Source organism: Psychroserpens sp., assembly GCF_045105015.1.
GTDB lineage: Bacteria > Bacteroidota > Bacteroidia > Flavobacteriales > Flavobacteriaceae > Psychroserpens.
In genome coordinates this window covers 1-12168 of the sequence record NZ_JBGCCX010000041.1, presented here as the reverse complement: position 1 = coordinate 12168, position 12168 = coordinate 1, and the positions used below count along the sequence as shown (strand labels likewise).

Below are 12168 nucleotides of genomic sequence, written 5' to 3'. Positions count from 1 at the left end.
CATATACCGCTTTAAAAGAAGAAGATTGACTAGCGATATTTAAATATGTAATGTCTTCTGGAATTGAAAATAGATGTTTTTGGTTTTTTAACATAGATTATCGATAAAAAAAGCCTCAACGAAGAGGCTTTGTGTTTAATGAGTTCGTTGCCAAATCTAGCTTAGCTGGTTATTCAAAATAAGAGAACGTATCTCCATCATTAATTTTAAGTAATGTTTCGTAAATCATTTTAATCACATTTTCAACATCTTCACGATGCACCATTTCTACAGTAGTATGCATGTAACGAAGTGGAAGTGAAATTAAAGCAGAAGCAACACCACCATTACTGTAGGCAAAAGCATCAGTATCAGTTCCTGTAGCTCTTGAAAGCGCAGAACGCTGGAATGGTATTTTCTTTGCTTCAGCCGTTTCTGTAATTAAATCACGTAATTTTTGCTGAACAGCAGGAGCATAAGCTACTACTGGACCTTTTCCTAATTCTAAATGACCTTCTTTTTTCTTGTCGATCATTGGAGTCGTCGTATCGTGAGTTACATCAGTTACAATAGCAACATTAGGTTTTATAGTATGTGTAATCATTTCAGCACCACGCAATCCGATTTCTTCCTGAACAGAATTAGTCACATATAAACCAAATGGCAATGTCTTTTTGTTTTCCTTTAAAAGTCTTGCCACTTCAGCAATCATAAATCCGCCCATTCTATTATCTAGAGCACGACATACAAATTTATCTTTATTAAGGACATGAAATTCGTCTGGATAAGTAATGACACAACCAACATGAACGCCAAGTTTTTCGACATCTTCTTTAGTTTTGCAACCACAATCGATAAAAATATTTGTTGGCTTCGGAGCTTCTTCTTTAGCTCTATTTCTTGTATGAATTGCTGGCCATCCAAAAACGCCTTTAACAATGCCTTTTTTGGTATGAATATTAACAATTTTACTAGGCGCAATTTGATGATCACTACCACCATTTCTAATGACATAAATCAATCCGTTATCTGAAATGTAATTTACATACCATGAAATCTCATCAGCATGGCCTTCAATAACCACTTTGTATTTTGCTTTTGGATTGATAACACCAACAGCAGTTCCATAAGTATCAGTTATAAATTCATCAACATAAGGTTTTAAATAGTCCATCCAAATTTTTTGTCCGTCCCATTCGTAACCAGTTGGTGCCGCATTATTTAAATATTTTTCTAAGAAATCAAGTGATTTTTTGTTGAGTATGCTTTTTTTAGCCATAAGAGTGTAATTCTGATTTATATATTGTTGTAAAAATAAACTGTTTTCTTTTGATTTAATGCCTTCGGAACTCTTTTTTGTAACAAATCCTCTTATTTTTGTACATATTGTCTTATAACTAAAACGGATACCGATGAAACTTATCATTAAAGATTTAACTAAAACTTACAAAAACGGAGTCAAAGCCATTGATAACCTAAACTTAGAAATAGGTACAGGAATGTTTGGTTTGTTAGGGCCCAATGGTGCAGGGAAATCTTCCTTAATGAGAACGATTGCTACTTTGCAGAGTCCAGATTCTGGATCTATAATGTTTGGTGATATAAATGTGCTAGAAGACAAAATGAACCTTAGAAAAATTTTGGGTTATTTACCACAAGAGTTTGGTGTATATCCCAAAATGAGTGCAAATGATTTATTACATTATTTCGCAAGTCTAAAAGGAATTACTAATAAAAAAGAGCGAAATAGTTTAGTTGATAAGGCGCTCGAGGTTACTAATTTAACTGAGGTGCGTAACAAACACGTTGCAGGATATTCTGGAGGAATGAAACAACGTTTTGGAATTGCTCAATTATTATTGAATAGTCCTAAACTTATTATTGTAGATGAACCAACAGCAGGTTTAGATCCAGCTGAACGTCATCGCTTTTTAAATGTTTTAAGAGAAATTGGAACAAACCACATCGTAATTTTTTCAACTCATATCGTTGATGATGTTAAAGAATTATGTACAGATATGGCGATATTAAATGGAGGAAGAATACTAGCTCAAGCTACTCCAAATCAAATGACTGCGGCATTAGCAGATAAGATTTGGTTGACGACTGTTAAACGTGAAGAGATTGAACAAATGCAAGAGACTTACAATGTTATTTCCTCAAATTATAATGAAGACAACATGCTTAATGTTCGTGTTTATGCAGATCAATCTCCAGGAGGTGAATTTGAAAAAGTGAAGCCAACACTAGAGGATGTGTACTTTACAACCTTAAGTAATGATCAATTTGTCTCTCAACCAGAAATCGCCTAATTATGTTTTCAACAATTTTTTTACACGAGATAAAGACCTGGTTCAAGAAACCTGCTTTTTACATATATGCTGGTATAATGTTTTTGTTATCAATAGGATTATCTGCTCTTGCTGTAGGTGTTTTTGATAGTGATAATGCAACCGTTACTAGTGCCATAAAGTTGAATAGTGCTGTAGGTATTTATGGGCTTTTAGGGCTTTTCGCCATATTTACATATTTGTTAATACCTTCAATTATTGGTGGGACGATACAACGTGATTTTAAGAACAACACGCATTACGTGCTTTATTCATATCCACTAACAAAAGTGAATTATTTATTGGCAAAATTTTGTGCTGGTATGACCATTACATTACTTGTAATTATAGCCAGTGCCATTGGAATTACTTTGGGTTTCTATCTGCCAGGTGCAAATGCAGATTTGGTAGGACCATTTAAAATCATGAATTATTTGCAACCATTCTTAGTTTATATTATTCCTAACGTATTCTTTTATGGAGCTATAGTATTTGCAATAACTGCTTTTTTACGTAATGTGAACATAGGTTTTATGTTTGTTTTGGTCATGATTATTCTTCAATTTGCAGCACAAACTAGTCTGCCTAATATGGATGATACCTATTGGGTAGAATTGTTAGAACCAACTGGTGATAGTGCTACTTATAACTTAATTAGGTATTGGACACCTGAAGAACAAAGCACACAACTTATCCCACTTACAGGAACACTTTTATACAACCGTTTAATTTGGTTAGGGATAGCTATTTTAGTTTTTATAAGTGTATTATTTAAATTTAGATTTTCTCAAAACCCTTCTACGATTTCTCTTTTTAAAGCTAAAGTTCAAAGAGTCACAAAGAAAAATTTTGGAACGATACAGAAAGTTGTAATGCCTAAGGCGAATCAAGACTTTACTTTTTTAGGTCAACTTAAAACTTCTTGGATAATAGCAAAGTCTGATATCGCATACATTATAAAAGGATGGCCATTTATCATAATTGCATCTGTAGCTTTTGCATTTTCACTACTCACTATGCTAATTACTGGTCAGCAATATGGAACAGATATATTACCTAAAACTTGGGTAATGCTTCAATTTGCAGGAGGTATATTTAGTACGTTTGCGTATTTGTTAATCTATCTCTACACGGGATTGATTATGAATAGAGCTAAATCAGCTCATACGAATCAGTTGGTAGATACTACTGCGACTAGAAATTGGGTGTTTCTGTTTTCTAAATTCGTAGCCATGGTAGTTATGATTGCGACACTACTATTGATCGTTATATTAAGCGGAATAATCATTCAAACTTACAATGGTTATTTTGAATTTGAATTGCTACTCTATCTGTATGATTTATACATTGTTAATATTTGGGACTTTATTCCATGGGTATTAATGTCCATATTAATCCACACACTTATTAAAAATCGATGGCTAGGTTTAATTACTTTATTGGTATTAGCTTTAGGAATACCACCACTATTGAGTGCTATTGGTGTAGAACAAAGTCAATTTATATTTAACAAAGGTGCTGGATCTCCTAGTCCAAGTGATATGAACGGTTACGGAAGTGGTCTGCCAGCATACTTCACTTATCGCTTATATTGGATTCTATTTGGTATTGCATTATTTGTTTTAGCTATTATATTCTATCGTCGTGGAATGGGTTCTAATATAAAGGAACGTTTTGCTTTTGCAAAAAAACGATTTACAAAGCCATTAATTGGTGTGATTACACTATCATTATTAGGGTTTTTTGCCATTGGTGGATATATTTGGAAAGTCAATAATATTGATAATGAACGTACAACTGGTAAGGAAAGAGAAGAACTTAGAGTTAATTATGAAAAAGATCTGAGTAAGTTTAATAAAGCGCCTCAGCCTCGATTAGTTGCTGTTAAAACGTTTATGGATATATTTCCGAAAACACGAGATTTCAAGGCAGGCGCAACTTATACACTTATAAATCAAACTGATACTGCGATTGATACGTTGCATGTAAACTATCCTGATCGACCTACAACAATTGAATTAAATCGTGCAACTGAAATTGTCTACGATCATGAGGATTATAACTATCGTATGTATCAATTTGATAAAACGTTACAACCAGGTGATACACTAATTATGACGTTTACGACTAATAATAAACCCAATACATTTTTTGATAATAATTCTCCTGTAGTAGATAATGGAACCTTTATAAATAACACTATATTTCCAGCTATTGGTTATAGTGATCAAGGAGAATTGCGTAATCCTCAGGTGCGAAAGAAATATGGTTTATCACCTAAAGATGTTTGGCCTGCTCAGGATGCTCCTGGTGCTAGAGAAAATAATTATATAGGAGGAAACAGTGACTGGATTGATTTTGAAGCGACTGTAAGTACATCTAACGATCAAATAGCTATTGCTCCAGGATATCTCACAAAAGAATGGGAAGAAGAAGGGCGAAAATATTTTGAGTATAAAATGGATTCTAAGATCTTAAACTTCTATGCATTTTTAAGTGGTCGTTATGAGGTTAAACGAGATACACATGATGGTGTAAAGTTAGAAATCTATTACCATCCAGCTCATGATTATAATGTAGATCGTATGATGAATGGTTTAAAAGAAGGCTTAGATTATTATAATGATAACTATACACCTTATCAACATAGACAAGCTCGAATTATAGAATTCCCAAGAACTGGAGGCGGATTTGCGCAAGCTTTTCCTAATACAATTCCGTTTAGTGAAGCTATAGGATTCATTGCAGATGTAGATGATGAAGATGATGATGCCGTAGATTATCCGTTTAGTATAACTGCACATGAACTAGCACATCAATGGTGGGCGCATCAAGTCATTGGTGCAAAGGCTAAAGGCGCTACATTGCTTTCTGAAAGTTTATCAGAATATAGTTCGCTTAAAGTATTGGAAAAAACTAATGGGAAACAGCAAATGCGTAAATTTCTTAAAGATGCAATGGATGGTTATCTTTTAGGCAGAACTGTTGAGCAAATAAAAGAAAATCCATTAATGTACAATGAAAATCAACAATATATTCATTACCAAAAGGGATCTCTAGTATTATATGCGATGAGTGATTATTTAGGTGAAAAGAAATTTAATAATGTTATAAAAAGATTTGCAGAGAAGTATCAATTCAAAGGAGCTCCTTATCCAGTGGCGACTGAGTTTGTAGATGATATTAAAGCAGTGACTCCAGACTCGTTACAGTATGTAATTAAAGACATGTTTGAAACGATTACGCTTTATAAAAATAAAATTGTAGATTCAAATGTTACCGAATTAGATAATGGTAAATTTCAAGTTGATGTTGAATTTAATGTGAGCAAATACAGAAACGATGAAAAAGGGAAGCGCTTTTATGGTGAAAAAGTTGGAGACTCTTTGATGTATAAGCCAGAAGGAAAGAAACGCGCAGAGTACTCTGTGATATTAGCCGATTATATTGACATAGGAATTTTTACTGAAGATACAGGTGATGATGGAAAAAAGAAAGACGTCGAATTGTATTTGAAAAAACATAAGATCACCGAAATTAATAATAAGATCAGCATTATAGTCGATCAAAAGCCAACTGAAGTAGGAGTGGATCCTTATAATAAATTGATAGATACTAATTCAGACGATAATAGAAAAAAGTTATAGTCAGTTCATACATATTAAAATCATTAAGACTCATAGGTTGTTATACTCATGAGTTTTTTTGTAACAAATTTTGCTGTGAGAAGTCTTTAATTTAGATAATATTAATTCAATTTTAAGGTTAAAGTAGGTGTAAATCCCTAATTTTGGAATGGTTTTAGAGTAATCATTAATAATGAAATTAATTAAGTATATATTCCTTTTATGTCCTGTTATTCTGATGGCTCAAATAGAACCTGTAGAAGAAGACTCGACTGTTGTTGAGTATATTTTAATTGAAGGTGACTCAATACCAAAAACAGCGATTGATCTCAATGAAGTGCTATTACTTCAGAAGCTAAAGTTTGATTCAAAAGAAGATCGAATCACATACTTAATTTTAAAGCGAAAAACGATTAAAGTATATCCTTATGCTAAACTAGCAGCCGAACGATTAACAACCTTGAAAGAGCGTTTGGAAACTCTAGAATCAAGGCGAGCAAAAAAGCGTTATGCTAAACTCATTCAGAAATACATTGAAGAAGAGTTTTCAGCAGAACTGAAAAAACTTACCCGAACTGAAGGTCAGATTTTAGTTAAACTCATCCATAGACAAACTGGTAAAACAACGTTTCAACTTATAAAGGAATTGAGAAATGGTTGGCGAGCCTTTTGGTTTAATACAACTGCTAGTGTATTTGATATCTCATTAAAACGGGAGTTTGACCCAATCAATGTTAAAGAAGATTTTCTTATTGAAGATATATTAGAACGTGCTTTTCAAGATGGAAAATTAGACAGACAAGAGCCAGCTATTGATTTTGATTATTATGATCTTACTGATAAATGGTTGCATAACAAAACTACAGAACCCAAACAATAATGCGAATACAATCTGCTTTAGAAGAGCAATTAAATGCTTTGAGTCACGCTTTTGGTGCAGCTTTAGGTATCATTGGTTTAATCTTTTTAATCCTTTTTTTAAAAGAAGAAACACCTTATGCATTATTTAGTGTTATTGTGTATGGGAGTTCAATAATCATCTTGTTTTTAGCGTCAACTTTTTATCATGCTGTTAAAGGGGAACGACGAAAACACTACTTCAGGATTGTTGATCATATTAGTATTTATTTGCTTATTGCAGGAACATATACTCCAGTTTTACTTATAGTATTACCTGATAGTTTAGGTTGGGAGTTGTTTTGGATAGTTTGGGGAATTGCTGCTTTTGGAGTGGTTTTAAAACTGTTCTTTACAGGTAAATTTGAAACATTTTCAACCTTATTATATTTAGTAATGGGTTGGCTAATTGTGTTTGATTTTTCAACATTAGCAGACCGAATAGACACCAACGGTTTATTATTGCTTTTTTCTGGAGGTTTATTCTATACTGTTGGAATCGTTTTTTACGCGATAGAGAAAATTCCTTACAATCATGTAATCTGGCACTTTTTTGTTTTAGGAGGCGCTATTTGTCACTTCTTTATGGTCTATTTTTTTGTGATCTAAACCTTACTCAATAGAAATGCTTTTAAATCATTGTAGTTTGAAATTGATATTGCTACTTTTTCTTTATGCATTACTGATTTAATCTGCTCTGGCAACTCAATTTTAATATCAATGACGTTTTCAACAACATCTAAGAATTTTGTTGGATGTGCTGTTTCTAAAAACACACAATGCGAATTAGGGTGTGCTTCAAGATGTGATTCACATCCTAAATAACCGACAGCTCCATGAGGATCAGCAATATAATTATAAGACTCGTAAATATCAGCCATTGCTTTTCTGGTCTGGTCATCTGTAAAACTATAAGATGATAGATGTTCTTTCAATGCACTAAAATCGTTTTTATAAATTTCCTGAATGCGAATAAAATTACTCGGATTTCCAACATCCATTGCATTACTAATGGTTTGAACAGATGGTTTTGGGTGATAAGTTTCAGTTTTTAAATATTCAGTTACCACATTATTAGCATTATTTGATGCTATAAAATGTTTGATGGGTAAACCTAATTGTTGCGCCATCATTCCTGCACAAATATTTCCAAAGTTTCCACTAGGAATTGAAAATACAATGTCATTATATGTTTGATGTAGTTGTTTATATGCAAACATAAAATAGAAAAGTTGAGGTAGCCAACGCGCCACATTTATTGAATTAGCTGAGGTTAACTGCATTTTTTCGGTTAACTCTTCATCTAAAAATGCATGTTTTACCATATCTTGACAGTCGTCAAAAACACCATCCACTTCAAGTGCTGTAATATTCTGTCCAAGCGTTGTTAGTTGTTTTTCTTGAATATCGCTTACCTTTCCAGAAGGATATAAAATCACGACATTAACACCTTTCACACCTAAGAAACCATTGGCAACAGCTCCTCCAGTATCACCAGATGTAGCAACTAAAACAGTAACTTCATTTGAGTTGTCTGAATTAAAATAACCAAGACATCTTGCCATAAATCGTGCACCAACATCTTTAAAAGCCATTGTTGGTCCGTGAAATAATTCTAGTGTTGAAATATTTTTATTTAATTCAACAATAGGAAAATCAAAAGACAAAGTATCTTCTATAATCTCTTTTAATATAGGTTCAGGGATATCAGGAGTTACGAACTGTTTAATCGCTTCAAACGCAATTTCTGTATGAGAATAATCCGTTATAGTTTCGAAAAATAAACTCGGTAAGGCTTGAATATGTTCAGGGAAATATAAACCCTTATCTGGAGCTAAGCCTCTTATGACAGCATCTTTAAACGATGTGTTTGGAGCTTTTTTATTTAAACTGAAATAGTTCATAATATTTTAATCCCTTCAGTATTGATTTTTGATACATACATTTCAAAAGCTATTTCTGTTTTTGAATATAGATTTTTAATGGCATCCATTACTTTATTGGCACTGTCAATACCTTTACATAAACTAAATATTGAAGGACCAGATCCTGAAATACCAGTACCCAAAGCACCACTATTTATAGCAGTTTGTTTTACATCACTAAAATACGGAATTAATTTACTGCGATGTGGTTCAACAATCACATCATTAAGGCTTTCACTGATTAATTTATAATCTTCAGTATGTAGAGCATGAACTAAGCTTCCCACATTTGCCCATTGTGTAATTGCATTGTTCAAAGAGACCTCTTTCGGTAAAATGGCCCTAGATTCAGACGTTTTAATTTCTATTTGAGGATGAATTACGACTGCGAATAGTTCATTTGGAGTTGGTAGTTGTACTATTTGTAATGGTGATAAATTTTTAACTAAGGTAAAACCACCAAAAAGAGCAGGAGCTAGGTTGTCTGCATGTTCACAGTTACTAGCTAATGCTTCACCTTTCATGGCGAATTTTGTGAGTTGAGTTTTATTGTACGGTCGACCTAGTAATTCATTAATAGCAAAAACACTTCCAGCTGCACTTGCAGAACTGCTTCCAACACCGCTACCAGGTTTAATGTTTTTATAGATTTCAATATCAAATCCAAAATCAGGTTTAGCATCATTATATATCGCTAAAGCTGAAACACCAGCCACATTTTTTTTAACTTCAAAAGGCAGGTTATAACCTTCAATTTTAGATATGATTATTCCTTTTTGAACTGTTTTTTTAATAATCATTTCGTCTCCAATGGTGTCCAAACAAAACCCTAGAACATCAAATCCACAAGATACATTTGCTACAGTAGCAGGAGAAAAAATTTTTATGTGATCCATTTATTTGTTTCCTATTTTAATGATATCGGCAAATAATCCTGAGGCTGTTACATCAGCACCAGCACCAGCACCTTTTACAATTAGAGGTTGTTCTGGATAACGTTCAGTATAGAACATTACAATATTATCTTTACCTGCTAAATTATAAAACGGATGACCTTCAGGGATTTCTCTTAAGCCAACTTTTGCTTTCCCATTTTTGTATTCAGCTACATATTTTAACTGACAATTTTTAGATTTAGCTGAAGCGTATAATTTTTGAAAATGAGCTTCATCTGCTTTGAGCGTTTTATAAAAATCATCAACAGATGTGCTTTCCAAATTTGATTTTGTTAAAAAGGATTTATTGTCGATGTCTTCAATCTCCATCATACCTCCATTTTCCCTCGCTAGAATTAATATTTTTCTTGCAACATCAACACCACTTAAATCAATTCTTGGATCAGGTTCTGTGTAGCCTTCAAATTGAGCACGCTTTACTGTATCATGAAAGTTAGTTCGGTCACTAAAATTATTAAATACAAAGTTTAGACTTCCAGACAAGATAGCTTGTACACTTGTTACTTTATCTCCTGAGACAACTAAGTTGTTTAATGTGTTTATAATGGGTAAACCAGCACCAACATTAGTTTCATATAAAAATGGCGCATTATAACTCAGCGATAAATCTTGAAGCTTTTTATAAGTTTCAAAGGGACCAGAACACGCAATTTTGTTACAAGCGACTACGGCAACACTTTGCTTTAAATAGTTATCATACCATTTAGAAACTCCTTCATCTGCTGTTATATCAACGAAAATACTGTTACGCAAATTCATTTCGATGACCTTATTAAAAAAACCTTGTAAACTTGATTTTTCAGCATAATGAAATTGAGAAGCCCAATCATTAAGGTTAATACCATCAGCATCAAAAACCATTTTTCTTGAATTGGCCATTCCAGTGATGCGAACATCGATTTTCAATTTCTTCTTAAGAAAACTATGCTGTTGTGTAATTTGATCAATGAGTTTTTCGCCAACATTTCCAATACCAACTATAAATGCATTGAGTTGTTTTGTTTTAACTTCAAAAAACCGCTCATGAAGTACATTGAGTGCTTTCTTTACGTCATGTTTATTAATAACTGCTGAAATATTTCGCTCTGAAGCACCCTGTGCAATGGCTCTAATATTGATATTGTTTTTTCCAAGAGTGCTAAACATTTTACCACTTATTCCTTGAAAATTTTTCATGTGATCTCCAATAAGTGCAATAATTGAAAGTTCGTTTTCAACTAAAATTGGATCAATTTTATGTAAAGAAATTTCATTTTCAAAAGCAGTATCGATGGCCACTCTTGCTTTTTCAGCATCTCTGACATCTATTCCAAAACAAATAGAATGCTCAGAAGACGCTTGAGTAATGAAAATGATGTTTATTTTTTCTTGAGCTAGGGTTTCAAATAATCGTTTTGAAAACCCAGGTATACCAACCATCCCACTGCCTTGTAGAGTCAGTAATGCAATATCATTTATGTTTGTAATACCTTTAACTGGAGATCCATTTGTAAGGTCAGTTTTTGAAGAAATTGTGGTTCCTTCGTCATCAGGTTTTAAGGTATTCTTAATGTGAATTGGAATGTTTAAATCTAAAGCAGGTTGAACCGTCGGAGGGTACAATACTTTAGCTCCAAAATGAGATAATTCCATCGCTTCCTGATACGATAAACGCTTAATTGGATAACTATGCTTTACTAATTTAGGATTGGCAGTATAGATGCCACTAACATCAGTAAAGATTTCTAATTGTTTCACTTTTAAGGCAGCTGCAACAATAGCTGCAGTAAAATCTGAACCACCACGACCTAAAGTTGTAATTTCATCAAGATTAGATTTTGAAACAAATCCTGGTAAAATAGTAATGTCTTGTTTCGCAGATTTAAAGTATGCTTTTATATTCGTATTAGTGTCTTTATAAAGGACATCTGCTTTTGTGAAATTTGAATTTGTAACAATGAGTTCTTGACTATTTTTTCTTTCTGTGTGAATTCCTCTGGATTTCAAAGTTTCAGAAAGTATGTAAGAGGATAATAATTCTCCAAAACTCACTAGTTTATCTGAAGTTTTTGGAGAAAGTTCGTTTATCAAAAACAAGCCATCTAAAAGTTCTTTGAGTTCGTTTAACTTAGTTTCTACATACTTGAGGATGTCTTTGTTTTTCTTCGGAATAAGAGCTTCAACTAGTTTTAAATGAATACGTTGAATACTTTTAAATGCATCTTTATAGTCTTTGTTTTTGGCTTGTGCAAGATGTCCAGCATTTAATAATTTATCAGTGATTCCTCCAACTGCTGAAACCACACAAATGACCTTATCCGTTTCAGACTTACCTTCTAAAATAGATATGACCTGATTGATATTATTTGCTGATCCGACAGATGTTCCTCCAAATTTTAAAACCTTCATTATTCTAGATTTACAACTAAGTTTAAGTTGTTTTTATATTAAGTTCCAAAAGTATTACTTTTACTTT

8 protein-coding genes are annotated in these 12168 nt (G+C 32.9%); 4 read left to right on the top strand and 4 right to left on the bottom strand.

The window, feature by feature from the left end:
- Positions 1 to 169: 169 nt before the first annotated feature.
- Entirely contained in the window at positions 170 to 1258 is a 1089-nt protein-coding gene (locus AB8B90_RS03275) for a M42 family metallopeptidase (RefSeq protein WP_405333591.1), read from the bottom strand.
- 133 nt (positions 1259 to 1391) lie between these two features.
- Between AB8B90_RS03275 and AB8B90_RS03270 the strand changes: the two genes are divergently transcribed.
- The 4 genes from AB8B90_RS03270 (at position 1392) to AB8B90_RS03255 (ending at position 7441) form a co-directional block, all read left to right on the top strand.
- A complete protein-coding gene (locus AB8B90_RS03270; RefSeq protein ID WP_405333590.1) occupies positions 1392 to 2291 on the top strand; it encodes an ABC transporter ATP-binding protein in 900 nt (299 codons plus the stop codon).
- Positions 2292 to 2293: 2 nt separating this feature from the next.
- A complete protein-coding gene (locus AB8B90_RS03265; RefSeq protein ID WP_405333588.1) occupies positions 2294 to 5956 on the top strand; it encodes a M1 family aminopeptidase in 3663 nt (1220 codons plus the stop codon).
- 172 nt (positions 5957 to 6128) lie between these two features.
- Positions 6129 to 6815: a DUF4294 domain-containing protein gene (locus AB8B90_RS03260; RefSeq protein WP_405333586.1), complete on the top strand. Its 687-nt coding sequence runs from the start codon at positions 6129 to 6131 to the stop codon at positions 6813 to 6815.
- The gene (locus tag AB8B90_RS03255) at positions 6815 to 7441 is read left to right on the top strand and encodes a hemolysin III family protein (protein WP_405333584.1); all 627 of its coding nucleotides are present in this window, start codon (positions 6815 to 6817) and stop codon (positions 7439 to 7441) included. The genes AB8B90_RS03260 and AB8B90_RS03255 overlap by 1 nt, the downstream gene beginning before the upstream one ends.
- On the opposite strand, the gene thrC is transcribed toward AB8B90_RS03255, so the two are convergent.
- The 3 genes from thrC to thrA are packed head-to-tail and all read right to left on the bottom strand — an operon-like array spanning position 7438 to position 12101.
- Positions 7438 to 8736 (bottom strand): threonine synthase, encoded by a 1299-nt coding sequence (thrC, locus tag AB8B90_RS03250; protein WP_405333582.1) that lies wholly within the window; start codon positions 8734 to 8736, stop codon positions 7438 to 7440. The genes AB8B90_RS03255 and thrC overlap by 4 nt on opposite strands.
- The gene (locus AB8B90_RS03245; protein ID WP_405333580.1) at positions 8733 to 9653 is read right to left on the bottom strand and encodes a homoserine kinase; all 921 of its coding nucleotides are present in this window, start codon (positions 9651 to 9653) and stop codon (positions 8733 to 8735) included. Before AB8B90_RS03245 ends, thrC begins: the two co-directional genes overlap by 4 nt.
- Positions 9654 to 12101 (bottom strand): bifunctional aspartate kinase/homoserine dehydrogenase I, encoded by a 2448-nt coding sequence (thrA, locus tag AB8B90_RS03240; RefSeq protein WP_405333578.1) that lies wholly within the window; start codon positions 12099 to 12101, stop codon positions 9654 to 9656. It lies immediately after the preceding gene.
- Between the last annotated feature and the right edge of the window lie 67 nt (positions 12102 to 12168).

What these genes read in the sequence shown, in the direction of transcription:
- AB8B90_RS03275 (WP_405333591.1), bottom strand. Translation starts at nt 1,258, where the DNA reads ATGGCTAAAAAAAGCATACTCAACAAAAAATCACTTGATTTCTTAGAA.
- AB8B90_RS03270 (WP_405333590.1), top strand. Translation starts at nt 1,392, where the DNA reads ATGAAACTTATCATTAAAGATTTAACTAAAACTTACAAAAACGGAGTC.
- AB8B90_RS03265 (WP_405333588.1), top strand. Translation starts at nt 2,294, where the DNA reads ATGTTTTCAACAATTTTTTTACACGAGATAAAGACCTGGTTCAAGAAA.
- AB8B90_RS03260 (WP_405333586.1), top strand. Translation starts at nt 6,129, where the DNA reads ATGAAATTAATTAAGTATATATTCCTTTTATGTCCTGTTATTCTGATG.
- AB8B90_RS03255 (WP_405333584.1), top strand. Translation starts at nt 6,815, where the DNA reads ATGCGAATACAATCTGCTTTAGAAGAGCAATTAAATGCTTTGAGTCAC.
- thrC (WP_405333582.1), bottom strand. Translation starts at nt 8,736, where the DNA reads ATGAACTATTTCAGTTTAAATAAAAAAGCTCCAAACACATCGTTTAAA.
- AB8B90_RS03245 (WP_405333580.1), bottom strand. Translation starts at nt 9,653, where the DNA reads ATGGATCACATAAAAATTTTTTCTCCTGCTACTGTAGCAAATGTATCT.
- thrA (WP_405333578.1), bottom strand. Translation starts at nt 12,101, where the DNA reads ATGAAGGTTTTAAAATTTGGAGGAACATCTGTCGGATCAGCAAATAAT.